Annotated in this window: 22 protein-coding genes; 6 read left to right on the top strand and 16 right to left on the bottom strand. The window is 64.0% G+C overall.

Annotated features, from left to right (window positions below):
• Positions 1–12: 12 nt before the first annotated feature.
• Positions 13–2,640, bottom strand: coding sequence for a phosphoenolpyruvate carboxylase (gene ppc / locus ACTORR_RS20400; RefSeq protein ID WP_313365458.1), 2,628 nt, complete (start codon positions 2,638–2,640; stop codon positions 13–15).
• Between the two features lie 169 nt (positions 2,641–2,809).
• On the opposite strand from ppc, the gene ACTORR_RS20395 reads away from it, so the two are divergent.
• The 5 genes from ACTORR_RS20395 to ACTORR_RS20375 all read left to right on the top strand — a co-directional run bounded on the left by ACTORR_RS20395 (position 2,810) and on the right by ACTORR_RS20375 (position 5,375).
• Positions 2,810–3,154: a hypothetical protein gene (locus ACTORR_RS20395; RefSeq protein WP_054886926.1), complete on the top strand. Its 345-nt coding sequence runs from the start codon at positions 2,810–2,812 to the stop codon at positions 3,152–3,154.
• A gap of 274 nt (positions 3,155–3,428) precedes the next feature.
• Positions 3,429–3,842 (top strand): DUF4398 domain-containing protein, encoded by a 414-nt coding sequence (locus ACTORR_RS20390; RefSeq protein ID WP_054886903.1) that lies wholly within the window; start codon positions 3,429–3,431, stop codon positions 3,840–3,842.
• Between the two features lie 50 nt (positions 3,843–3,892).
• On the top strand, positions 3,893–4,684 hold the full coding sequence (locus ACTORR_RS20385; protein ID WP_099815347.1) for an OmpA family protein: 792 nt from the start codon (positions 3,893–3,895) through the stop codon (positions 4,682–4,684).
• Positions 4,685–4,819: 135 nt separating this feature from the next.
• Positions 4,820–5,098, top strand: coding sequence for a type II toxin-antitoxin system Phd/YefM family antitoxin (locus tag ACTORR_RS20380; RefSeq protein WP_082433671.1), 279 nt, complete (start codon positions 4,820–4,822; stop codon positions 5,096–5,098).
• Positions 5,058–5,375, top strand: a complete 318-nt coding sequence (locus tag ACTORR_RS20375) for a type II toxin-antitoxin system RelE family toxin (RefSeq protein WP_441343829.1) — start codon at positions 5,058–5,060, stop codon at positions 5,373–5,375. Before ACTORR_RS20380 ends, ACTORR_RS20375 begins: the two co-directional genes overlap by 41 nt.
• Before the next feature lie 3 nt (positions 5,376–5,378).
• Here the strand turns inward: ACTORR_RS20375 and ACTORR_RS20370 are convergent, their stop codons facing one another.
• The 15 genes from ACTORR_RS20370 to ACTORR_RS20300 all read right to left on the bottom strand — a co-directional run bounded on the left by ACTORR_RS20370 (position 5,379) and on the right by ACTORR_RS20300 (position 21,515).
• The gene (locus tag ACTORR_RS20370; protein ID WP_054886906.1) at positions 5,379–5,705 is read right to left on the bottom strand and encodes a hypothetical protein; all 327 of its coding nucleotides are present in this window, start codon (positions 5,703–5,705) and stop codon (positions 5,379–5,381) included.
• Positions 5,702–6,625 (bottom strand): alpha/beta hydrolase, encoded by a 924-nt coding sequence (locus ACTORR_RS20365; RefSeq protein ID WP_313365460.1) that lies wholly within the window; start codon positions 6,623–6,625, stop codon positions 5,702–5,704. Before ACTORR_RS20365 ends, ACTORR_RS20370 begins: the two co-directional genes overlap by 4 nt.
• Positions 6,597–7,874, bottom strand: coding sequence for a flavohemoglobin expression-modulating QEGLA motif protein (locus ACTORR_RS20360; protein WP_054886908.1), 1,278 nt, complete (start codon positions 7,872–7,874; stop codon positions 6,597–6,599). The genes ACTORR_RS20365 and ACTORR_RS20360 overlap by 29 nt, the downstream gene beginning before the upstream one ends.
• A 153-nt stretch (positions 7,875–8,027) precedes the next feature.
• Complete coding sequence (locus tag ACTORR_RS20355; protein ID WP_054886909.1) at positions 8,028–8,576, bottom strand: hypothetical protein; 549 nt, start codon at positions 8,574–8,576, stop codon at positions 8,028–8,030.
• A gap of 29 nt (positions 8,577–8,605) precedes the next feature.
• A complete protein-coding gene (locus ACTORR_RS20350) occupies positions 8,606–9,310 on the bottom strand; it encodes a TetR/AcrR family transcriptional regulator (protein WP_054886910.1) in 705 nt (234 codons plus the stop codon).
• Between the two features lie 205 nt (positions 9,311–9,515).
• Entirely contained in the window at positions 9,516–11,018 is a 1,503-nt protein-coding gene (lysS, locus tag ACTORR_RS20345; protein WP_054886911.1) for a lysine--tRNA ligase, read from the bottom strand.
• A 93-nt stretch (positions 11,019–11,111) separates the two neighbouring features.
• Positions 11,112–12,207, bottom strand: a protein-coding gene (gene prfB, locus ACTORR_RS20340; protein ID WP_099815345.1) for a peptide chain release factor 2 whose coding sequence is annotated in 2 segments (ribosomal slippage) — positions 11,112–12,134 and positions 12,136–12,207 — 1,095 coding nt in all. Because the reading frame shifts where the segments join, the coding sequence is not laid out codon by codon here.
• A gap of 92 nt (positions 12,208–12,299) precedes the next feature.
• Positions 12,300–13,304: a response regulator gene (locus ACTORR_RS20335; protein WP_054886913.1), complete on the bottom strand. Its 1,005-nt coding sequence runs from the start codon at positions 13,302–13,304 to the stop codon at positions 12,300–12,302.
• Positions 13,305–13,355: 51 nt separating this feature from the next.
• On the bottom strand, positions 13,356–14,369 hold the full coding sequence (locus tag ACTORR_RS20330) for a chemotaxis response regulator protein-glutamate methylesterase (RefSeq protein WP_313365138.1): 1,014 nt from the start codon (positions 14,367–14,369) through the stop codon (positions 13,356–13,358).
• The gene (locus ACTORR_RS20325) at positions 14,366–16,657 is read right to left on the bottom strand and encodes a hybrid sensor histidine kinase/response regulator (RefSeq protein ID WP_313365137.1); all 2,292 of its coding nucleotides are present in this window, start codon (positions 16,655–16,657) and stop codon (positions 14,366–14,368) included. The genes ACTORR_RS20330 and ACTORR_RS20325 overlap by 4 nt, the downstream gene beginning before the upstream one ends.
• Positions 16,654–17,319 carry a chemotaxis protein CheW gene (locus ACTORR_RS20320; protein ID WP_099815343.1) on the bottom strand — a complete coding sequence of 222 codons (666 nt, stop codon included), beginning with the start codon at positions 17,317–17,319 and terminating at the stop codon, positions 16,654–16,656. The genes ACTORR_RS20325 and ACTORR_RS20320 overlap by 4 nt, the downstream gene beginning before the upstream one ends.
• The gene (locus tag ACTORR_RS20315) at positions 17,316–18,569 is read right to left on the bottom strand and encodes a CheR family methyltransferase (protein WP_313365136.1); all 1,254 of its coding nucleotides are present in this window, start codon (positions 18,567–18,569) and stop codon (positions 17,316–17,318) included. The genes ACTORR_RS20320 and ACTORR_RS20315 overlap by 4 nt, the downstream gene beginning before the upstream one ends.
• Positions 18,566–19,072, bottom strand: coding sequence for a chemotaxis protein CheW (locus ACTORR_RS20310; RefSeq protein WP_313365135.1), 507 nt, complete (start codon positions 19,070–19,072; stop codon positions 18,566–18,568). The genes ACTORR_RS20315 and ACTORR_RS20310 overlap by 4 nt, the downstream gene beginning before the upstream one ends.
• A 5-nt stretch (positions 19,073–19,077) precedes the next feature.
• Complete coding sequence (locus ACTORR_RS20305; RefSeq protein WP_262109376.1) at positions 19,078–20,700, bottom strand: methyl-accepting chemotaxis protein; 1,623 nt, start codon at positions 20,698–20,700, stop codon at positions 19,078–19,080.
• A 128-nt stretch (positions 20,701–20,828) separates the two neighbouring features.
• A complete protein-coding gene (locus ACTORR_RS20300; protein ID WP_441343827.1) occupies positions 20,829–21,515 on the bottom strand; it encodes a tellurite resistance TerB family protein in 687 nt (228 codons plus the stop codon).
• A gap of 213 nt (positions 21,516–21,728) precedes the next feature.
• Between ACTORR_RS20300 and ydcS the strand changes: the two genes are divergently transcribed.
• Entirely contained in the window at positions 21,729–22,880 is a 1,152-nt protein-coding gene (ydcS, locus tag ACTORR_RS20295) for a putative ABC transporter substrate-binding protein YdcS (protein ID WP_441343826.1), read from the top strand.
• The last annotated feature ends 25 nt before the right edge of the window (positions 22,881–22,905 follow it).

The raw sequence follows: 22,905 nt of genomic DNA, 5'->3' as shown, positions 1-22,905 counted from the left end.
CGACGGCAGGCCTTACCCGGTGTTGCGCAGCCCCGCGGCGATACCTGCCACGGTCACCAGCAGGGCCTGCTCCAACGGGCTGTCCAGAGCGGCTTCGCGGCTGCGTGAACGGGCCAGCAATTCGGCCTGCAGGCGGTGCAGCGGGTCCAGGTAGGTATTGCGCAAGCTGATGAATTCCAGGGTCTCGGGGCTGTGCGCCAGTAGCACCGGCTGGCCGGTCAGGCCCAGCACCACCTGGCACGACTGCGACAATAGGTCGCGCAAGTGTGCACCTAATGGAAGCAGGCCTGGTTGCACTAGACGTTGGTCGTAGGCCTCGGCGATTTGCGCGTCGGCCTTGGCCAGGACCATTTCCAGCATGTCGATGCGGGTGCGGAAGAATGGCCACTGCTCGCGCATCTGCGCCAGCAGCTCGCCCTGGCCTCGCGCCAGGGCATTGCTCAGGGCGGTTTCCCACCCCAGCCAGGCCGGCAGCATCAGGCGTGTCTGGGTCCAGCCGAAGATCCACGGGATCGCCCGCAGGCTTTCGATGCCACCGGCACGGCGCTTGGCCGGGCGGCTGCCCAGCGGCAGGCGACCCAGCTCCTGCTCGGGGGTGGACTGGCGGAAGTATTCAACGAAGTCCGGGTTTTCCCGCACCACGCCGCGGTAGGCCTTGAGGCCATCGGCTGCCAGCTGATCCATCAATGACCGCCAGGCGGGTTCTGGAGGCGGGGGTGGCAGCAAGGTGGCTTCGAGCACAGCAGCCAGGTACAGGTTGAGATTTTGCTCGGCGATGGCCGGCAAGCCGAACTTGAAGCGAATCATCTCGCCCTGTTCGGTGGTGCGGAACCGACCTGCCACCGAACCCGGAGGCTGCGACAGTATCGCCGCATGGGCCGGGCCACCACCACGGCCCACCGTACCACCACGGCCGTGGAACAGCAGCAGTTCGACCTGATGCTCGCGGCAGATGCGCACCAGGTTTTCCTGGGCACGGTACTGAGCCCAGGCCGCTGCCGTGGTGCCCGCGTCCTTGGCCGAGTCGGAATAGCCGATCATCACCTCCTGCGGCCCGCGCAGGCTGGCGCGGTAGCCCGGCAGGCCAAGCAGGCGCTGCATCACCGGCCCGGCGTTGTCCAGGTCCGCCAGGGTTTCGAACAGCGGCACCACGCGCATCGGCCGGGTAAGGCCGGCTTCCTTGAGCAGCAGTTGTACGGCCAGCACATCAGAGGCCGCACCCGCCATCGAGATCACGTAGGAGCCCAGCGAAGCGCCCGGCGCAGCGGCGATCTCACGGCAGGTTGCCAACACTTCAGCGGTCTCTGCCTGAGGCTTGAAGTGCGCGGGCAGCAACGGCCGGCGATTCTTAAGTTCCGCCTGGAGGAATGCGATGCGCTGCTCTTCGTCCCAGTCGGCATAGCTGCCCAGGCCAAGGTAATCGGTAATCTCCGCCAGCGCATCACGGTGCCGGGCGGCATCCTGGCGCACATCCAGGCGGCCGAGGAACAGGCCGAAGGTCACCGCCCGGCGCAGGCTGTCGAGCAGCGCGCCATCGGCGATCACCCCCATGCCGCATTCATGCAGCGACTGATAGCACAGCTCCAGCGGTGCGATCAGGTCGCGGTTATCCACCAGCACCTCGGCGCTGGCCGGCTGGTTGCTGGTCAATGCAAGCTGGGCCCAGGCGCGCGTCGCCCGCAGCCGTTCGCGCAACTGTTTGAGCAACGCCCGGTACGGCTCGGCACTGTCGCCCACACGTTCACGCAAGGCCTCACTGGCTTGTTGCATGGACAACTCGGCCGCCAGCGCATCGATATCACGCAGGAACAGGTCGGCGGCCATCCAGCGGGCCAGCAGCAATACCTCACGGGTCACGGCCGCCGTGACATTGGGGTTGCCGTCGCGGTCACCGCCCATCCACGAGGCGAAGCGAATCGGCGCAGCTTCCAGCGGCAGGTGCAGGCCGGTGGCGTCGAACAATGCCTTGTCGACCTTGCGCAAGTGGTTGGGGATGGCCTGCCACAGCGAATGCTCGATCACCGCGAAGCCCCATTTGGCCTCGTCTACCGGGGTGGGCCGGGCGCGGCGGATCTCTTCGGTGTGCCAGGCCTCGGCGATCAGCCTGCGCAGGCGCTCGCGCACCTGCCCACGCTCGGCGGGGGTCAGGTCGCGGTGGTCCTGGACGGCCAGCTGGCCGGCGATGGCATCGTATTTCTGGATCAACGTGCGCCGCGCCACTTCGGTCGGGTGTGCGGTCAGCACCAGCTGGATATCGAGCTTGGCGAGCTGCCGGGCCAGGGCGTCATCCTTGTGCCCGGCCTGCTTCAGGCGAGCCAGCAGCTCGGGCAAGACCCGCGCCTCGAACGGCTCTGGCTGACCGGCATCGCGACGGCGGATCAGCTGATATTGCTCGGCCATGTTGGCCAGGTTGAGGAACTGGTTGAAGGCTCGCGCCACGGGCAGCAGGTCTTCTTCGGCCAGGTCGGCCAAGGTCGAGCTCAGTTGCTCGCCAGCACCGCGGCGGTCGGCCTTGGCACTGTGGCGGATGTCCTCGATCTTCTGCAGGAACGCATCACCGTGCTGCTGGCGGATGGTCTCGCCGAGCAACTCCCCCAACACATGGACATCTTCACGCAGGCGCACATCGATATCAGTCATTGGCCCTCTCTTCGGCGCGGCTCGCCACGCTCTGCTCAGGAAACAGCACTGGCCCAAGAGTGCCCATTGCCGGGGCGCGATGGCAAGCCGCGATCGCGCAAAGCAAACTAAAGTTAAACCAGCGCAGTCCGATGCAATGCAGCCTTTTCTGGCGTTCACAGAGGTCATCATGAAAATCCGCGAACTCGCCCAGCACTGGGAACAGAATGCCGCCGGCACCCTGAGCCCCACCGGCCACGCCTTGCACTTGGACCTGGAGTCCGAGGCACGCCTGGCTGCCCTGATCGACATGTACCCCAAGCGCACCGCCGAGGAACTGCTCGGCGAACTGGTCGCCGCCGCGCTGGAAGAGCTGGAAGCCAGCTTCCCCTACGTGCAGGGCCAGAAGGTCATCGCCACTGACGAAGAGGGTGACCCGCTGTTCGAAGATATCGGCCCGACCCCGCGGTTTCTGGCCCTGTCACGGCGCCATTTGCACGACCTCAGCAATACCGGCGACGACACCGGCAACTGAGCGTGCAGCACCACGATCCGGGCCTGCAACAGGCCCGGAAACCACTCCAGCGATGAAAAGTTCCGGGTAAATCTCACTGACCGATCAGTCAGAAAAAAATGGCAAAACGGCGCATTTTTTTCGGAACCATTCAAAAAACGGTCAAGTCCCAGCCAATAGCCATCACGCTAAAACCCTGCACTCCTGCCATGTGCATCGTTGAGCGCAAGCGCAGGCACTGTCAGGGATTGAGCGATGGACTGCTACGGACATCGTCGTAATCAGGAGTGATCCAATGGAACTGACCACCATCAAGACCCGCACCCCGAACCTCTCATCTACTCACGTGCGCGGATTGAAGCTGGCCGCGCTGGCCCTGGGCAGTAGCCTGGTCCTGGCCGGCTGTGCAGGCAACCCGCCTACCGAGCAGTACGCTGTCACCCAGTCCGCGGTCAATTCGGCCGTCAGTGCCGGTGGCACCGAGTTCGCCGCCGTGGAAATGAAATCGGCCCAGGACAAGTTCAAGCAGGCCGAAATCGCCATGCACGACAAAAAGTACGATGAGGCCAAGCGCCTGGCCGAGCAGGCCGAATGGGATGCCCGCGTCGCTGAGCGCAAGGCCCAGGCAGCCAAGGCCCAGAAGGCCGTGCAGGATGCCCGCCAGGGCGTTCAGGACGTACGTCAGGAAGGCCTGCGCAGCGCCGAATGAGCGCCGCCACGCCAACCCCAGCCTTCGCAACTGATCAAAGGATGAACACTATGCGCAACTACGTCATGATTCCCGCCCTGCTGGCACTGAGCGTCGGCCTTGCCGCCTGTTCCCACGACCCGAACCCTAACCTGGAGTCGGCTCGCACCAACTTCTCTGCACTGCAGAGTGACCCGCAGGCAAGCAAGGTGGCCGCGCTCGAGACCAAGGATGCCCAGGACTGGCTGAACAAGTCCGACAAGGCCTTCATGGACCGTGAAGACAGCCAGAAGGTCGACCAGCTCGCCTACCTGACCAACCAGCGGATCGAGGTGGCCAAGCAGACCATCGCCCTGCGCACCGCCGAGAACGAGCTGAAGAACGCCTCGGCCCAGCGCGCCCAGGCCAAGCTCGATGCCCGCGACGCACAGATCGCCAAGCTGCAGCAAAGCCTGAATGCCAAGCAGACCGACCGCGGCACCCTGGTGACCTTTGGTGATGTGCTGTTCGACTTCAACAAGGCCACCCTGAAGAGCAACGCCTACCCGAACATCACCAAGCTGGCCCAGTTCCTTCAGGAAAACCCGGAGCGCAAGGTGATCGTCGAGGGCTACACCGACAGCGTCGGCTCGGCCAGCTACAACCAGGGCCTGTCCGAACGCCGCGCAGCCAGCGTTCGCGCGGCGCTGGTACGTGCAGGCGTGGACCCGGCGCGTGTCGTCGCCCAGGGGTATGGCAAGGAATACCCGGTGGCGGACAACGGCAGCAACTCGGGCCGTGCGCAGAACCGTCGGGTGGAGGTGACCATCTCCAACGACAACCAGCCGGTGGCACCCCGTTCGGTGAGCCAGATTCAGCAATAAGGCTGGCTAAAAAGAAACCCCGCCTTCATGGCGGGGTTTTTTCATGCTTGAACACCGAAAAAAGCACCTTTAAAAGCACTCTTTGAAATACTACACTTTCCGTGTCGATAACCAAATTTACGGGTTGATACAACGATGACCTATCCTGTTCTCGCTGATCTGGCAGCATCGATCACCGACCTTAAGAAAGACCCCATGGGTACTATCCGCGAAGCTGCCGGTGAAACCGTGGTCATCCTCAATCGCAACGAACCGGCGTTCTATGCCGTGCCGCCCGAGCGCTACGAAGCGATGATGGATCTGATCGACGACATGCAACTGGCCGAGCTTGTCCGGCAACGGCGTGGAGGGCCCACAGTAAGAGTGGATATTGATGAGCTCATCGCCGAAGCCGGAGGCAGCAAAAAGCTATGACCTTGAATTCGATGTAAGAGCAAGGAAGGAGTTCGCAAAGCTCGACGGCTCGTTGCAGCTACAGTTCGCAAGAAAACTCAAGGTGCGGCTGACACAGCCGAGGGTGGAGAAAGACAAACTCTCCGGCATGGCTGACTGTTACAAGATCGAACTGAGGTCCGCTGGCTATCGACTGGTCTACCGGGTAGTCGATCACCGCCTGGTTGTGATTGTCATTGCGATCGGCAAGCGAGAGCGAAGCGCAGCCTATGATGCAGCCCGCTCCCGCCTGACCTGAGGATCACTGCACCTGCTGCGGCGTCTCCTTGCCCATGCAGCGCACTGCACGCTTGCGGCTGTCTACCAGCACGCCAGTCAGGCCTTTCTGCTCGGTATCGAACAGCACCAGCACGCCATCCACGCATTGGGCCACCTGCGATGCCGGGTCCAGCGAGACCTTGTAGTCCTCGCCAGGAATCGTCTTGAGCATGGTGAAGTCCTGCAGCAGCAGCGCATCCTCTGGTTTGGCGAAATGCAGGTAGCCGTAGTACCAGAGGGTCCCCACCGTCACGACGATGCTGCCGACACCGGTCAGGATCAGCGGGATGGCGTTGCGTTCTTCACTCATTGGGCGTTCTTCTCGTCAGGGTAGTTGGGCACTTCGGCAAGCCGCCGCAGGCCGTTGAAATGGCTGGGGTCATCGAGGAAGCGCAGCATCACCTGGCGCCATACCGGGTCGGCGAAGGTCTGCACGTGGCCGCCACGGGTCAGTTGCAGCACGCGTGGCGCCGGTGCGTGCTGGTACAGGCGGATGCCGTTGTCCATCGGCACCAAGGTGTCGTCGATGCTGTGGAAGAACAGCTTTGGCGGGCTGCTCAGTTGCCCGATCGAATGGATTGCGCTGTCGCCATCCGGTACCAGCCAGGACAGCGGCACCTGCAGCGGCCACGTCAGCCACGAAGTGCCCAGGGCATAACGCCCTACCCCACGGTAGCTGGCCGGCACGCCGTCGAACACCAGGGCACCGAAGCGCTGGCGCTGCTCGGGGTGCTGCGCCAGGTAGTGGATCGCCATCGCTCCGCCGAGGCTCTGGCCGAGCAGTACCAGCGGCTTGCCCTTGACCTCGGGGGCCTGGGCCAGCCATGCCATTGCCGCGTCGATGTCCAGATAGACCTCAGGCAAGCTTGGCGAGCCCTCGGACAGGCCATAGCCACGGTAATCGATCATCAGTACCTGGTAGCCCTGCTCCGGTAGCCAGTAGCTGCCGCCAAGGTGGCCCGGCAGATTGCCACCGTTGCCGTGCAGATGCAGCACCGTCCCCTTGAGCTCTACCCCCGCCTTGGCCGGCAGCCACCAACCATGCAGGCGCAGGCCATCGGCGGTAGTGAGGCTGATATCGCGGTACTCCAGCTTGGCGCGTTGCGGAGTGAACGCTTCGCCGGGTTCGGGATAGAACAACAGGCTGCTGCAGCCGCACAGCCCCAGCAGGAGCATGCCCAGTACCAGCGGGCGGCAGCGTTCAGAGAATGTTCGCGTAGTCGGCTTCAATACGATCCAGGCTCAAGTGGTTGAGGAAGTTGGAGAAGCACATCCAGGCCGACAGCGCGTTGAGGTCGCGGAACTGCTCCGGCAAGTACTTGGGCGGCTCGACCAGCCCCTCCTCGACCAGTTGGCGCAAGGTGCGCATGTCTTCCAGGGTGGTCTTGCCGCAGAACAGCAGCGGTATCTGCTCGAGCTTGCCCTTCTTCACGGCCAACTGAATGTAGTTGTAAACCATGATGAAGCCCTTGAGGTAGGACAAGTCCTTGGTGAATGGCAGGCCATTGGGCACCGAACCCCGGAACACCCGGCTGGCGTTGCTGTAGCTCTGTCCCATCTCGAAGCCCTGCTCGCGGAAGAACTCGAACACTTGCAGGAAGTCGGCGCCCTCTTCGACCATGTGGATGGCGCGGGTGCGGTTGGTCAGCTTGCGCAGGCGGCTGGGGTAGGAAGCGAAGGCAATCACCTCCATGAGGATGGCCAGGCCTTCCTGGGTCACCGTCGACGAGGGCGGGCCCTTGGCCAGGAATGTGCAGATCGGCTGGTTCAAACCGTTGAGGGTGGTCCCCACATGCACCAGGCCCTCATGCACCTCCAGCGCACGCACGTCACGGTTGTTGAACATGGCATCGGCGCGCACCTTGATGTAGTCGGCACCGGCTGCGGCATCGGCGACGATACCGTCCGACTCGAAAACGCGGATGGTCTCCTCGGCCTCGCCGAACACCTTGTTCAGGCGGCGCTGGAGGATGTCCACGGCCTCCTTGGCAGTCAGGTTCTTCGGCTCGTCCTTGAGGTCGCCACGCCCGTCGATATTGTTCAGGTAGTCCGAAAGCATCAGCCCCAGGTCGGCCAGGGTCGGGTCACCGGCGTGGAAGGCGTCGGAGGCAGCGCCATACAGCTCCTGCGAGATCAGCCCGAAGTCTTCGGTACCCCGGGCTTCGAGCATGCGCACGACCATGCGGTATTCGCGGCACATGCGCTTCATGATCTGCCCGACCGGGTTGAACTGGCCCAGCTGGCGGATGATGTCGCGCTCGATGGCCTGGAACTCGGCCTTCACCGCGCTGGAGTCGAATGCCAGCGGGCGCGCCAGGTAGTACTCACGGTCAACGGCGGGCGGCTCCTTGCCCTTGGCCTTGAGGAAGCCCTGGCGGATGTTGTCGTCCCATTTCACGGCGTCCAGAACCCGGATCGGGGTCTGCGCCGCGACAATGCGGTCGGACAGCGCGCGGATGGTCTGCTGGTATTCGTCCACCGGGGACTCCTTTCTAGATCAAGATACAAGTCTTGCTTTGCCTGTGCCGGCCTCTTCGCGGGCAAGCCCGCCCCCACAGGGACCGCACTGGTTTCAGCCCCGGTGCAATACCTGTGGGAGCGGGCGCGCCCGCGAAGAGGCCAGCACAGGTGACTACTTGCTACTGCGCTGGAACCGCGCCACTTCGACGAACAGGTCGGAGTTGGCCGGGTCGTCGAGGTACGCCAGCACGCGTTGCGACGGGCTGTCGATCAGCACGCCCTGCTCGCTGTCTTGCGCAATCTGGGTACTGCGCCCGCTCAGTTCCTTTTTCTCGACCGCCTGCTGCACTTGCTCGACGTCGAGGTTATAGACCACCAGTTCCTTGCCATCGACGATGTCGAAACCGCCAATCAGGAAGTTGCCGCCCAGGCGCTTGGGCACGCCAGCCGACAAGTACCAGCGGTTGCCGTGGCGCGAGACGGTGAAGGTGTATTCCTCCGGCGCCTTGCCTTTGGCCGTGGCCACCGCCTTGTACGCATCACCGCCGCTGCGGCTGATGGTCAGCTTCAGCGGCTCGCCCCAGGCATCCTTGCTGCTCCACTTGCCGAGCAATGCCTTGGGCGCAGCCTGGTTGCTCGGCAGCGGCTCATGAAAGCTCACAAGGCAACCGCCCAGCAGGAGGAATGACAACGTCAACAACACCACACGCCAGGCTTTCATCAGGTTCTCCTTGAAAGTTCGGTCACTGCTCAGGCCGAGGCCAACACCAGGTGCAGGTAACGGGTAAGCATAGCGAGCATCTGCCCATCGGCTTGCGCATCGGCATCCTTGAGCAGGCCCTGATATTCCATCTGCTCGATAATCGCCGTCAACATTTGGGCGTCCTGTTCCGGTTGCTGCGAGCCGACCACCTGCAGCAGCTGGCGGGCGCCGTGCAGCAGGATCTGCTCGTGGGCACACACAAGTTCGGCCAGGCGCGGGCACAGCAAGGCCTCCTGGCGAAAGGCCTGCTCGGCCATCATGAAGTCGCGGCGGCTGAGCAGTTGACGCTGTACATAGTCGACGGTCATGCGGGCGATTTCATCAGCCAGCCGCGCCCGCGAATGCACACTGCCATCCCCCTGGGCGAGCAACTGGCGCAGCACCACCTCGGTGTTGGCCCAGAGCTTGGCCATGTAGGCGGCGCTGCGCTCGACATACTGGGCAAAGGTGTCGGTGAGCAGGTCTTCGATGTCCTTGAAGTAGTACGTGGTGGCCGATAGCGGCACTCCCGCCTCGGCGGCCACCGCACGGTGGCGCACGCCTCGCACGCCATCGCGCACGACGATGCGCATGGCGGCGTCGAGGATCAGCTGGCGGCGCTGTTCGCTGCCTTGACGGGCGGTCTTGCGACCCTGGTACTGCACGCTTTCGGCGACGGCGGTGGCGATGCCGGCGGCGCCTTGTTGGGCCATTGCGGGTGTCACAGTGGTTACCTCATGGACAGTGGTCGACCTGTACCGGCCTCTTCGCGGCTAAGCCGCTCCCATAGGGATTGCGCAGCTCTGAGGGCCTGTGCAGTACCTGTGGGAGCGGCTTTAGCCGCGAAGAGGCCGGTACAGGCAATACAAGTGTACAGGCAAGAAAAAGCCGCCCCGAAAGGCGGCTTGTTCAGATCACTCAGGCTTGTGGGCGCATGTGCGGGAACAGGATGACGTCGCGAATCGATGGCGAGTTGGTCAGCAGCATCACCAGGCGGTCGATACCGATGCCTTCACCGGCAGTCGGTGGCATGCCGTACTCCAGGGCGCGAACGAAGTCGGCGTCGTAGTGCATGGCTTCATCGTCACCTGCGTCCTTCTCTGCCACCTGGGCCAGGAAGCGCTCGGCCTGGTCTTCGGCATCGTTGAGCTCGGAGTAGGCGTTGGCGATTTCGCGGCCACCGATGAACAGCTCGAAGCGGTCGGTCACGGCCGGGTTGTCGTCGTTGCGGCGAGCCAGTGGCGACACTTCGAACGGGTACTCGGTGATGAAGTGCGGCTGCTCCAGCTTGTGCTCGACCAGCTCTTCGAAAATCATCACCTGCAGCTTGCCCAGGCCTTCGTGGCCCAGCACCTTGGCGCCGGCCTTCTTGGCGATGTCGCGAGCACGGTCGACATCCTGCAGGTCGGCAGCGGTCAGCTCGGGGTTGTACTTGAGGATCGAGTCGAATACCGACAGGCGAGCAAACGGCTCGCCGAAGTGGAACACCTTGTCGCCGTATGGCACGTCGGTGGTGCCCAGCACCAGTTGCGCCAGCTCGCGGAACAGTTCCTCGGTGAGGTCCATGTTGTCGCGGTAGTCGGCGTAGGCCTGGTAGAACTCGAGCATGGTGAATTCAGGGTTGTGACGAGTCGAAACGCCTTCGTTACGGAAGTTGCGGTTGATCTCGAACACTTTCTCGAAGCCGCCAACCACCAGGCGCTTGAGGTACAGCTCCGGCGCGATACGCAGGAACATGGCCATGTCCAGGGCGTTGTGGTGGGTTTCGAACGGCTTGGCCGCTGCACCACCCGGGATGGTCTGCAGCATCGGCGTCTCGACTTCGAGGAAGTCGCGCTCGATGAGGAACTTGCGGATATGCGAGATCACCTGCGAACGCACCCGGAAGGTGTGGCGGGTTTCTTCGTTGACCATCAGGTCAACGTAACGCTGGCGATAGCGCTGCTCGGTGTCGGTCAGGCCGTGGTGCTTGTCCGGCAGCGGGCGCAGCGACTTGGTCAGCAGGCGCACGTTGGTCATCTCGACGTACAGGTCGCCCTTGCCGGAACGGGCCAGGGTGCCTTCGGCGCTGATGATGTCGCCCAGGTCCCAGGTCTTGACGGCGGCCAGGGTTTCTTCGGGCAGTGTCTTGCGGTTGACGTAGACCTGGATACGGCCGGTCATGTCCTGGATGACCATGAACGAGCCACGGTTGAGCATGATGCGACCGGCAACCTTGACCGGGATCGCGGCTGCTTCCAGCTCTTCCTTGGTCTTGTCCGCGTACTGCTTCTGCAGATCGTTGCAGTAGCTGTCGCGGCGGAAGTCGTTGGGGAAGGCATTGCCCTTGGCACGCTCGGCGGCAAGTTTTTCCTTGCGCAGGGCGATCAGGGCGTTTTCTTCCTGTTGCAGGTCTTGCGATTCGGTCTTCAGGTCGCTCATGTCGTCATTCTTTCCATCAGGTATTCGTTGCCCTTTCCGGGCAGGGCACGCGCTACCGGCAAGTGGCCAGGTAGCGCGGCGGTGGTGTACGGCTTACAGCCCCTGCTTGAGGCTCGCTTCCAGATACTGGTCGAGGTCGCCATCCAGGACCTTCTGGCAGTCGCTGCGCTCGACGCCGGTACGCAGGTCCTTGATGCGCGAGTCATCCAGCACGTAGGAGCGGATCTGGTGGCCCCAGCCGATGTCCGACTTGCTGTCTTCCAACGCCTGCGAAGCGGCGTTGCGCTTTTGCATTTCCAGCTCGTACAACTTGGCCCGCAGCATTTTCATGGCGGTGTCCTTGTTGGCATGCTGGGAACGTTCGTTCTGGCAAGCCACCACGGTGTTGGTCGGTACGTGGGTGATACGCACCGCCGAGTCAGTGGTGTTGACGTGCTGACCACCAGCACCGGAGGAGCGGTAGGTGTCGATGCGCAGGTCGGACGGGTTGATCTCGATCTCGACCTTGTCGTCGATCTCGGGGGACACGAACACCGCCGAGAACGAGGTGTGGCGACGCGCGCCGGAGTCGAACGGGCTCTTGCGCACCAGGCGGTGCACGCCGATCTCGGTGCGCAGCCAGCCGAAGGCGTACTCACCCTTGATGTGCACGGTGGCGCCCTTGATGCCGGCGACTTCACCTTCGGACAGCTCGATGATGGTGGCGTCGAAGCCACGCTTGTCGGCCCAGCGCAGGTACATGCGCAGCAGGATGTTGGCCCAGTCCTGCGCCTCGGTGCCGCCGGAGCCGGCCTGGATGTCCAGGTAGGCGTTGTTCATGTCCATCTCGCCGCTGAACATGCGACGGAACTCAAGCTGGGCGAGGGACTCTTCCAGGGCCTGCAGCTCGGTCTCGACGTCGCTGACGGCGCCTTCATCACCTTCCTCGACAGCCATGTCGAGCAGGTCCTTGCAGTCGGCCAGGCCATTGGCCAGCTTGTCCAGGGTCTCGACGACCTGCGCCAGCATGGCGCGCTCGCGGCCCAGGGCCTGGGCGTACTCGGGCTTGTTCCAGACGGCTGCGTCTTCCAGCTCGCGGTTGACTTCGATCAGGCGGTCATGCTTGTGATCGTAGTCAAAGATACCCCCGAATGGACAGGGAACGCTCGGTGAGGTCCTTGATGGTGTTCAGGATTGGTTGGATTTCCATGGGCGGCTGGCTCTCGTGCGAATTCGGTGAAAAGCCCGCGAGTATAACCCATCCAAAGAGCGGCGGCAGCCCGTTGGGCAGCCGCATCGGCGTCAGGCAATGCCGACCTGGTTGCGCCCGTTGTTCTTGGCCTGGTACAGCCCCTTGTCCGCCGCCGAAATCAGCTGCCGGCAATGGCTGCCAATGGCCGGCGTCTGGGTCGCCAGGCCGATGCTCACGGTCAGCAGCGAGTCTGCCGTGGGCACACTGTGCGCAATGTTCAGGCCAAGCACGGTCTGGCGCAGCTTTTCGGCGATCAGGCGTGCACCGCCAGGCGAGGTGTTGGGCAACACCAGGGCGAACTCCTCGCCGCCGTAGCGCGCCGGCAGGTCGGTTGGCCGCGAGCAGGAGCCGCGAATGGCCTCGGCGACCTGGCGCAGCGCTTCGTCGCCGGCCAGGTGACCGAAGCTGTCGTTGAACACCTTGAAGTAATCGACATCGATCATCAGCAACGACAATTGCTGCTGCTCGCGCATGGCCCGGCGCCATTCCAGCTCCAGGTATTCGTCGAAGTGGCGGCGGTTGGACAGCCCGGTCAGGCCGTCGGAATTCATCAGCCGCTGCAGCATCAGGTTGGTGTCGAGCAGCTGCTGCTGGCTGACCCGCAGGGCGCGGTAGGCCTCGTCGCGTTGCAGCAGGGTCAGGTAGGAGCGCGAGTGGTAGCGGATACGCGCCACCAGCTCGATGTTGTCTGGCAACTTGACCAGATAATCGTTGGCGCCGGCGGCGAAGGCGGCGCTCTTGACCAGCGGATCTTCCTTGGTCGACAGGACGATGATCGGGATGTCCCGGGTGGCCGGGTTGTTGCGGTACTCGCGAACCAGGGTCAGGCCGTCCAGGCCGGGCATGATCAGGTCCTGAAGGATCACCGTGGGCTTGATGCGCACGGCCTGGGCTACCGCCTGATGCGGGTCGGCGCAGAAATGAAAATCGATGTTCTCTTCCACTGCCAGGCCACGACGCACCGCTTCACCGATCATCGCCTGGTCATCGACCAGCAGGACCATCGCCATGTTTTCATTGGGGGTCGTGAACCCTTCGATCGGTAGATCAGTCATTAGAATTCACCTGACCACGTCCGCTCACGCGGCGCGATTCTATACAAGTCGTCATTTTGCGAAGAGCTCCATCAAGCGCCCGGCGATGCGTTCCAACGGGCGGATTTCCACTGCGGCATCGATCGCCGCAGCGGCCTTGGGCATGCCGTACACCGCACTGCTGGCCTGGTCCTGGGCAATCGTCAGAAAGCCCTGCTGGCGCATCAATTTCAGGCCCTGGGCGCCGTCACGCCCCATGCCGGTAAGCAGCACCCCCACCGCATCGCCGATCCAGTAGCGCGCCACGCTCTCGAAGAACACGTCGATCGAAGGCCGGTAGATTTCGTTGACGGGCTCGGCAGTGTAGGCCAGCTGGCCGCCCTGGAGCAGACGGATATGGTGGTTGGTGCCGGCCAGCAGCACTTGCCCGGGCTGGGGCGGTTCGCCTTCGCGGGCCAGGCGCACGGGCAAGCCGCAGGCGCTGGCGAGCCATTCGGCCATGCCGGCAGCGAACACCTGGTCGACATGCTGAACCAGTACGATCGACGCCCCAAAACCGCGCGGCAGGCCTTTAAGCAGCACTTCGAGGGCGGCCGGGCCACCTGCGGAAGAGCCAATCGCAACCAGCCCACTGCGCTGGGAAGCCTCGCGCAGGGGGGCGGCGACCGACTTGCTCGCGCCGGGCCGCTGCTGGCCAATCAACCAGCCGATATTGAGGATCTTGCGCAGCAGCGGCGCCGCAGCCTCACGTGCGTCACCGGCTCCCAGTGCGGGGGTGTCGACCACATCCAGGGCGCCATGGCCCATGGCCTCGAACACCCGGTGCACGTTCTGCTTGCGGTCGACCGTGACAATGACGATGGCGCAGGGCGATTCGGCCATGATCCGCCGGGTCGCCTCGACGCCATCCATCACCGGCATGATCAGGTCCATGAGAATCAGGTCGGGAGTGTCCTCGGCGCATTTGCGCACGGCTTCAGCGCCATCGCTGGCCACCCAGATCACTTGGTGCGCCGGCTCGAAGGCCAGGGCCCGGCGCAACGCCTCTACCGCCATGGGCATATCGTTGACGATGGCGATCTTCATCCCTGAGCACCTCCGATCAGTTCCCCCACGGCATCCAGCAACGCATCGTCATGGAAGCTGGCTTTTGCCAGATAGTAGTCGGCCCCGGCATCAAGGCCACGCCGGCGATCTTCTTCACGGTCCTTGTACGACACCACCATCACCGGCAGTGACTGCAACCGTTGGTCGCGGCGCACCAAGGTGACCAGTTCGATGCCATCCATGCGCGGCATGTCGATATCGGTGATCAGCAGGTCGAAGTCTTCGCTGCGCAGCGCATTCCAGCCGTCCATGCCGTCCACCGCCACTGCGACGTCATAGCCACGGTTGCCCAGCAGCTTGCGCTGCAGCTCGCGCACGGTGAGCGAATCATCGACCACCAGGACGCGCTTGCGGCTGGCGCCTCGCGCCCCTTGTGCGCCGCGCTCGATACGCTCCAGCCGGCCGGTGCTGAGCAGCTTCTCGACCGAGCGCAGCAAGTCCTCGACATCGATGATCAGCACCACCGAGCCATCGTCCAGCAAGGCCCCTGCCGAGATGTCCTGGACCTTGCCCAGGCGCGGATCGAGCGGCATCACCACCAGCACCCGCTCACCGACCAGGCGCTCCACGGCGACCCCGTAAAGCTGCTCGCGCTCACGGATCACCACCACCCGCAGGCTGCTGGCCTCGCCCTGCCCCGCCGGCCGGTTGAGCAGCTGGCTGGCAGCCACCAGGCCGATATGCCGACCTTCGTGCCAGAAGTGCTGACGGCCCTCGATCTGTACGATGTCTTCGGTCGCCACTTCAAGGGTGCGCTCGATATGCGCCAGCGGGAACGCATAAGCCTCGCCACCGACTTCCACCACCAGGCTGCGCACCACCGACAGGGTCAACGGCACCTCCAGGTGGAAACGACAGCCCTGGCCGGGCAGCTGCGTCAGCTCGATCGAACCACGCAGGTCGCGGACCATGTGCTGCACCGCATCCAGGCCGACACCACGGCCAGACACTTCGGTGACCTTGTCGCGCAGACTGAAGCCCGGCAGGAACAGGAAGGTCAGCAACTCGGCTTCGCTCATCTGCGCTACGGTGTCGGCCGGCGACAGGCCGCGCTCGACGATGTTGCGCTTGAGGCGCTCAAGGTCAATGCCCGAGCCATCATCGCTCAGTTCAAGGATCAACAGCCCGGCTTGGTGCGAGGCGCGCAGGCGGATCGTACCTCCCTCCGGTTTGCCCGCCAGCAGGCGCCGCTCGGGCAGTTCAATGCCATGGTCGACGGCATTGCGCAGCAAATGGGTCAAAGGCGCTTCGAGTTTTTCCAGCACATCGCGATCGACCTGGGTTTTCTCGCCTTCGATGTGCAGATGCACCTGCTTGCCAAGCGAACGCCCGAGGTCACGAACCATGCGGGTCTGGCCGGTGAGTACGTCGGCGAACGGGCGCATGCGACAGGCCAATGCCGTGTCGTACAGCAACTGGGCTCGCTGGCTGGCCTGCCAGCCAAACTCGTCGAGGTCGGCGGCTTGCTGCTGCAGGATCTGCTGGGTTTCCAGCAACAGGCGCTGGGTCTGCGCCAGGGCATCCAGCACCTCGGGGCTCTGGCCACTGTCTTCAAGCTGCGTCTTCAAACCGTCGAGGGCACGCATGCCCTGGCCGTGCATGCGTTTGAGGCGCTGCAAGGTGGCCAGGTAGGGCTTCAGGCGCTGGGTCTCGACCAATGACTTGCTGGACAGGTCGAGCAGGCTGTTCAGACGGTCGGCGGTGACCCGCAAGACCCGCTCACCGCCCTCGCCTGCGCGCTTGCCGGCCTTGCGCGGCACGGCGGGTTCGACTTCGGCCGCGACGGCCGGCGCCATCGGCTCAAGCTCAGGCTCAGGCGGGGACGGCGGAGCCACGGCAAGCGCCGGTTCAAGCGCTCCCGCTGCCGGTACCGAGCCAGCGGGGTCGAGCAGGCCGGCCATCTGCACCAGGAACGCCGGCACCAATGCCTCGCCATTCGGATCGCCGGGGGTGGCGATGTGCATCAGCAAGTCGGTGCCGCGCAGCAGTGCATCGATGTGTTCGGCGCGCAACAGCAGCCGGCCTTCCTGCGCCGCCACCAGGCAGTCTTCCATGACATGGGCGACGCTCACCCCGGCATCGATGCCGACGATACGCGCGGCGCCCTTCAACGAATGCGCCGCCCGCATGCAGGCTTCCAGCTGGTCGGCCTGGGTCGGGTTGTGTTCCAGTGCCATCAGCCCGGTACTGAGCACCTGAGTCTGTGCCTCGGCCTCCAGGCTGAACAGTTCGAGCAGCGATGCGTCGCGCATTTGCTCTGGGGTCATGACAGGCTCCGCTGCACGGCAGACAGTAAATGGTGATCGTCCAGCACCCGCACACTGCGCCCCCGCCACTGCAACACCGCAGCGGTAAACGGTGCGGCATCCTCGGTGGCCCCCTGCAAAGCGGCATCGAGGCGATGAATGCCGTCGATTTCGTCCACCGCCATCACCACCGGCCCGCCCGACGCTGCCAGGATCAGCATGCGCGGCATCGCCCGACCGCTGCGCGGCTGCTCGGACAAGCGCTCCACACCCAGCAGGTCGGCCAGTGACAGGCAGGGCACCAACGCGCCGCGCACATTGGCGACCCCTTGCAGTACCCGCGAGCGTTGATGGGGCAACGAATGCACCGGTTGCAGGGGAGCGATCTCGGCCAGGCAGGCTGTGGCCAGGGCCAGCCACTCCTCGCCCAGGCGGAACAGCAGCAGCGAGCGCCCGGCCGAGGTCTCGACCGGGGCCGTCTCGTGCGCCAGGTCGGTTTCGATCAGCGCATAGCGATCGAGCAGGCGCGTGGCCGCCGCCGCATAGACTTCACAGTTACGACAATGGATGTGCCGTTCCAGCAACGGGCAATCCTTGCTGCCGTGGACACCGATACGGTTCCAGCAGTCGTCGATGCGCTCATCGTCTTTGGCCAGCAGCTCGACCGCGTGTTCGGCTTTCATCGTTCAGACTCCCGGCCAGCACGTGCGGCACGTTCCTGCAAGCGGCGGGCACCGGCTTCGTCCCCTTGGGCAGCCAGCAGCGTGGCCAGGTGCAACAATGCCTCGGGATGCTGCGGCTCCAGGTAAAGGGCCTTGCGGTAAAGGCTCAACGCCTGCTGCGCATCACCTTCGGTATCGCTCAGCAGCCCCAACCAGTAGTAGACCTGGGCTTTGGGGGCGAACAGGTGCAGGTAGCGCTGGCAACTGGCGCGGGCCTGGGCGCTGTCGCCGGCATTGGCCTGGCGCGCGATGTTGGCCAGCAACTCGCTTTCGCTCTCGCGCGGTTCAGCTGCGTGGGCGGCCGGTGGCACCACGCGCAAGGGCCGAGCCGATGGCACCGTCATGGGCCGCGGGCGGCTCGGTGCTGCCGCAGCTGGTAGCGGCCGTGGTGGCTGGGCAGGTGCAGCCGGCACATCGGCAGGCTGACGAACGTAGGCAAACGACTGGGCTATGCCCAGCGGGCGCATGCCCAACCGCGCCAGCAAGCTGCCTTCGGCAGGGCCGATGAACAGCACACCCTGCGGCTGCGCCAGGCGCTTGAGCACTTCGAACACTCGTTGCTGGGTCGGGACATCGAAATAGATCAGCAGGTTGCGGCAGAACACGAAATCATACTGACCATAGCGGCGGGCCAGCGCTGGGTCGAGCACGTTACCAACCTCCAGATTCACCTGCTGCAGTACCCGCTCGTTCAGCTTGTGGCCGTCATCATCCTCACGGAAATGCCGCTCGCGAAACCCAAGTTCAGCGCCGCGGAACGAGTTGCGCCCGTAGACGCCCTGTATGCCTTTGGCCACCGAGATAGGGCTGATATCGATACCGTCGATACGGAAATCGGCCGGGCTCATACCCGCATCGAGCAAGGCCATGGCCAGCGAATATGGCTCCTCACCGGTGGAGCAAGGCAGGCTGAGCAGGCGCAAGGGCCGCTCGCCGGCCAACTCGGCCAGGCGCTTCTGGGCCAGCCCGACCAGCGCGGTGAACGAGTCCGGATAACGGAAGAACCAGGTTTCCGGGACGATCACCGCCTCGATCAGCGCCAGTTGCTCATCCGGCGATTGCTGCAGGCGAACCCAGTAGTCACCCAGATCGGCGGCATTCAGGGCGACGCAACGCTGGCGCAGGGCCCGCTCCACCATCGGCACACCAACCGACTCGACATCCAGGCCGATACGTTCCTGCAGGAAGCGGAAGAAACGTTGCTCGCTCATGGCGTCACCTGTTCTGGCGCTTGCGGGAACAACAGTTCGCGCACGCGCTCTGTCAGCAGGTCATCGACTTCTATCCGTTGCAGCAAACCTTGGGCGTCCTCGCGGACCGGGCCCAAGTAGCGCGCTTCGCCGTTGTCCAGGCCATAGGGCTGGAACTCGTCCGGCATGCAACGCAGGGTTTCGGTCGCTTGTTCAAGGATCAGGCCCAGCACCTGGTCGCCACGATAGCGCACCAGCACCAGGCGCGTGCTGGTGCGCTCGGCTGCCGGCTGGCCAAAGCTCAGCGCGCCGAGGTCGACCACCGGCACCAGCACACCGCGATGCGCCAGGATGCCAGCAACCCAGGCCGGCGCCTGGGCAATCGGCTTGAGCGGCCGTCGTGGCAGCACCTCGATCACTTCGCGCACATCCAGGGCAAAGCGCTGCTGGTTGAGGCAAAACTGCAGATACAGGATGCCCTTGGCGCTGGCCGCAGCTGCCGGGGAGGAATGCAAACCGGTCATGGTGGTCAGACTTTGAAGCGCGATACACCACCGCGCAGGCCGGCGGCCACCTGGCTCAACTCATCGATGGCAAAGCTCGCCTGGCGCAGCGATTCCACCGTCTGAGTGCTGGCATCACTGAGCTGGGCCAGGGCCTGGTTGATCTGCTCGGCGCCAGTGGCCTGGGCCTGCATGCCCTCGTTGACCATCAGCACCCGCGGCGCCAAGGCCTGGACCTGGTGGATGATCTGGCTCAGTTGCTCGCCCACCTGCTGCACTTCGAACATGCCACGGCGCACTTCTTCGGAGAACTTGTCCATGCCCATCACCCCTGCCGATACCGCCGACTGGATCTCGCGGACCATCTGTTCGATGTCGTAGGTGGCCACGGCAGTCTGGTCGGCCAGGCGTCGCACCTCGGTGGCGACCACGGCAAAACCGCGGCCATATTCGCCGGCCTTTTCCGCCTCGATGGCGGCATTGAGCGAGAGCAGGTTGGTCTGGTCGGCCACCTTCACGATGGTCACTACCATCTGCGTGATGTTGCTGGCCTTTTCATTGAGGATGCCCAGCTTGGCGTTGACCAGGTCGGCGGCGCCCATCACCTGGTGCATGGTTTCTTCCATGCGCGCCAGGCCCTGCTGGCCGGAACCGGCCAGGCTCGAGGCCTGGTCGGCGGCAGAGGTGACCTCGGTCATGGTGCGCACCAGGTCGCGCGAAGTGGCAGCGATTTCACGCGAGGTGGCGCCGATTTCGGTGGTGGTGGCGGCCGTTTCGGTGGCGGTAGCCTGCTGTTGCTTGGAGGTGGCGGCGATCTCGGTGACCGACGTGGTCACCTGCACCGACGAGCGCTGCGCCTGGGCCACCAGGTTGGCCAGGGCTTCGGCCATTTCGTTGAAGCCGCTTTCGATGGCACCGAACTCATCCTTGCGGTCCAGGCTCAGGCGCATGCTGAGGTCGCCCGAACGCAGCTTGTCGAGGGCATGGACGATGCGTTGTACCGGTGCGGTGATGGCACGCATCAACAGCAGGCCGCAGATACCGGCGGCCACGATCGCCAACAGCAGCGAGACCATCATGCTGCCCTTGGCGGTGCTAACGGCCGTGACGATTTCACGGGTCGCTGCATCTGCAGACTCGCGGTTGTGTTCGATTACCGTGTTGAGGTGCTTGCGCCCTTCCACCCAGGCCGGGGTGAGCACATCCCTGATCAGCCGCTCGGCTTCGACGTAGTTCTGCTGGCGGTAAGCCTCAAGCACTTGGCCGATGATCTTGAGGTAGTTTTCTTCAAGTTTGATGAAGGTATCGAAGCGTTCCTGGTCATCGGTGTCCTGAATGGTGCCTTGGTAGTTCGCCATGAATTGCTTGAGGCGATCTTCGAAACTCTTGAACAGCTCCATGTCGGCCGTGGTGATTTCGCGGTGGCCGGACAGCCCCACCAACTGCTGGCTGGTGACGTAGCTGTCGACCCAGGCGCTGCGGATCATCGAGCTGTAGTAGAGCCCCGGAATGCTGTCTGTTCCCACCGCCTCCTCGGCACTTTCGATCGTCACCAGCCGCGAGTAGGCGGCTACGATCATCAGCAGCATGATGGCGATGATCACGGCGAAACTTGCCAGGATCCGTTGGCGCAAGGTCCAGTTCTTCACATTCAGCCCTCAGGAATTCACAACGAGCGGGAAAAATCGCCGAATTATAGCCCAGGGTTGCGACCCTATTGCGGCTGAAATGCGAGGTATTCAGGCCTCTATCCTGGTCGGCCTGGCTATTTTCCGCTTCATTGGCCTGCGGCAAGCCGTACCTGGCTCTCCAGTTCCTGGCGCAGGGCAGGGTCGAGACGCAACTGACGGGCCAGTTCGTCCAGGTAGGCGCGCTCCATGAAGTTTTCCTGATCGACCATCATCACACTGGCAAGGTACATCTCGGCCGCCATCTCCGGTGTTTGCGCCGCGCGGGCAACTTCGGCCGGGTCCAGCGGCTTGTTCAGCTCATCGTGCAGCCAGTGCTGCAGGTCGCGATCGCTGTCCAGGCGGGTGAACTCGCCTTCGATCAAAGCCCGCTCGCGGTCGTCGATATGGCCATCGGACTTGGCCGCCGCCACCAGGGCGCGCAGCACCGCCTGGCTGTGCTGCTCGGCCTGGGCCGGCGGCAGGCGGTCGAGGGTCTGCGGCTCGGCGCCCTGGCCTGCGCCCTGGCGTGCCTGCCAGTTGCCATAGGCCTTGTAGGCCAGCACGCCAAGTGCGGCCAGGCCGCCATAGGTGAGCACCTTGCCGCCATACTTGCGGGCCTTCTTGCTGCCCAGCAGCAGGCCCAGCGCCCCTGCCCCCAGGGCACCGCCTCCAGCACCGGAGAGCAGGCTGCCCAGCCCACCCCTGCCAGCCGAGGGCTTACCCGCAGCAGAAGGCTTGTTGAGCAGTTCCTGACCGGATTTGAGCAGTTGGTCGAGCAGGCCCCGGGTGTTCATGCGCACGTCTCCACGGTATGAGAAGGAGCGCCCAGAGTACGGCTTGCCACCCGGCACGCCACCCAGGGATTTGCTTCCGGATGTTGCATTAGCTGGCAAAAAGCCAACTAGACTCGTCATCGCCAACCACTTGCACAGGCGACTACGCTTATAACCGTTGCTTCACTGCTTTGACGACTGCCCCGACCAAAATCTCCAAAAAGAGGGAACACCATGTCAGTGCACAAGACCGCATTGCTCGGCGCCGCGACCGGCGCGCTGCTGGCCGGCGCCAGCCTGCAGGCCGCCGAGATGCCCAAGGCCCTGGGCGCCGGTGAGGGCCGGCTGGATATCGTCGCCTGGCCCGGCTACATCGAGCGCGGCGAAAGCGACAAGGCCTATGACTGGGTCACCGGTTTCGAAAAGGAAACCGGCTGCAAGGTCAGCGTCAAGACGGCGGCCACGTCCGATGAAATGGTCAGCCTGATGACCAAGGGTGGCTACGACCTGGTCACGGCTTCCGGTGACGCCTCGCTGCGCCTGATCGTCGGCAAGCGCGTGCAGCCGATCAACACGGCACTGATCCCCAACTGGAAGAACATCGACCCGCGCCTGCAGAACGGCGGCTGGTACGTGGTCGACAAACAGGTGTACGGCACGCCGTATCAGTGGGGCCCGAACGTGCTGCTGTACAACACCAACGTCTTCAAGCAGCCACCCACCAGCTGGAACGTGGTGTTCGAGTCGCAAGACCTGCCCGATGGCAAGCCGAACAAAGGCCGCGTGCAGGCGTATGACGGGCCGATCTACATCGCCGATGCGGCGCTTTACCTTAAATCGGCCAGACCCGAGCTGGGCATCAACGACCCGTACGAGCTCAATGAGGCGCAGTACAAGGCCGTGCTGGAACTGCTGCGCCAACAACAACCGCTGATCCACCGTTACTGGCACGACGCCACAGTGCAGATGAGCGACGTGAAGAACGAAGGCGTGGTCGCCTCCAGTTCGTGGGGCTACATGGTCAACGGCCTGAAGGCCGAGAACCAGCCTGTGGCCTCGACCATTCCGCAGGAAGGCGCCACCGGCTGGGCCGACACCACCATGCTGCACAGCGAGGCCAAGCACCCCAACTGCGCGTACAAGTGGATGGACTGGTCGCTGCAACCCAAGGTGCAGGGCGATGTAGCGGCCTGGTTCGGCTCCTTGCCGGCAGTCCCGGCAGCCTGCACCGGCAGTGAACTGCTGGGGGCTGAAGGGTGCAAGACCAACGGCTTCGACAACTTCGACAAGATCGCCTTCTGGAAAACTCCTCAGGCCCAAGGCGGCAAGTTCGTGCCGTACAGCCGCTGGACCCAGGATTACATCGCGATCATGGGCGGGCGCTAAAGCCGGTTGAGCCTGTACCGGCCTC

This window comes from Pseudomonas sp. SAR267, assembly GCF_052077595.1.
Taxonomy (GTDB): domain Bacteria; phylum Pseudomonadota; class Gammaproteobacteria; order Pseudomonadales; family Pseudomonadaceae; genus Aquipseudomonas; species Aquipseudomonas vlassakiae.
Note: the sequence above shows the minus strand (reverse complement) of the source record. Positions and strands in the feature narration are given on the sequence as shown.

What these genes read in the sequence shown, in the direction of transcription:
- ACTORR_RS20320 (WP_099815343.1), bottom strand. Translation starts at nt 17,319, where the DNA reads ATGAAAGCCGAACACGCGGTCGAGCTGCTGGCCAAAGACGATGAGCGC.
- ACTORR_RS20315 (WP_313365136.1), bottom strand. Translation starts at nt 18,569, where the DNA reads ATGAGCGAGCAACGTTTCTTCCGCTTCCTGCAGGAACGTATCGGCCTG.
- ACTORR_RS20300 (WP_441343827.1), bottom strand. Translation starts at nt 21,515, where the DNA reads ATGAACACCCGGGGCCTGCTCGACCAACTGCTCAAATCCGGTCAGGAA.
- ACTORR_RS20350 (WP_054886910.1), bottom strand. Translation starts at nt 9,310, where the DNA reads ATGGCCCAACAAGGCGCCGCCGGCATCGCCACCGCCGTCGCCGAAAGC.
- ACTORR_RS20330 (WP_313365138.1), bottom strand. Translation starts at nt 14,369, where the DNA reads ATGAAGATCGCCATCGTCAACGATATGCCCATGGCGGTAGAGGCGTTG.
- ACTORR_RS20335 (WP_054886913.1), bottom strand. Translation starts at nt 13,304, where the DNA reads ATGACTGATCTACCGATCGAAGGGTTCACGACCCCCAATGAAAACATG.
- ACTORR_RS20380 (WP_082433671.1), top strand. Translation starts at nt 4,820, where the DNA reads ATGACCTATCCTGTTCTCGCTGATCTGGCAGCATCGATCACCGACCTT.
- ACTORR_RS20385 (WP_099815347.1), top strand. Translation starts at nt 3,893, where the DNA reads ATGCGCAACTACGTCATGATTCCCGCCCTGCTGGCACTGAGCGTCGGC.
- lysS (WP_054886911.1), bottom strand. Translation starts at nt 11,018, where the DNA reads ATGAGCGACCTGAAGACCGAATCGCAAGACCTGCAACAGGAAGAAAAC.
- ydcS (WP_441343826.1), top strand. Translation starts at nt 21,729, where the DNA reads ATGTCAGTGCACAAGACCGCATTGCTCGGCGCCGCGACCGGCGCGCTG.
- ACTORR_RS20355 (WP_054886909.1), bottom strand. Translation starts at nt 8,576, where the DNA reads ATGAAAGCCTGGCGTGTGGTGTTGTTGACGTTGTCATTCCTCCTGCTG.
- ACTORR_RS20310 (WP_313365135.1), bottom strand. Translation starts at nt 19,072, where the DNA reads ATGACCGGTTTGCATTCCTCCCCGGCAGCTGCGGCCAGCGCCAAGGGC.
- ACTORR_RS20370 (WP_054886906.1), bottom strand. Translation starts at nt 5,705, where the DNA reads ATGAGTGAAGAACGCAACGCCATCCCGCTGATCCTGACCGGTGTCGGC.
- ACTORR_RS20325 (WP_313365137.1), bottom strand. Translation starts at nt 16,657, where the DNA reads ATGACCCCAGAGCAAATGCGCGACGCATCGCTGCTCGAACTGTTCAGC.
- ACTORR_RS20395 (WP_054886926.1), top strand. Translation starts at nt 2,810, where the DNA reads ATGAAAATCCGCGAACTCGCCCAGCACTGGGAACAGAATGCCGCCGGC.
- ACTORR_RS20390 (WP_054886903.1), top strand. Translation starts at nt 3,429, where the DNA reads ATGGAACTGACCACCATCAAGACCCGCACCCCGAACCTCTCATCTACT.
- ppc (WP_313365458.1), bottom strand. Translation starts at nt 2,640, where the DNA reads ATGACTGATATCGATGTGCGCCTGCGTGAAGATGTCCATGTGTTGGGG.
- ACTORR_RS20375 (WP_441343829.1), top strand. Translation starts at nt 5,058, where the DNA reads ATGAGCTCATCGCCGAAGCCGGAGGCAGCAAAAAGCTATGACCTTGAA.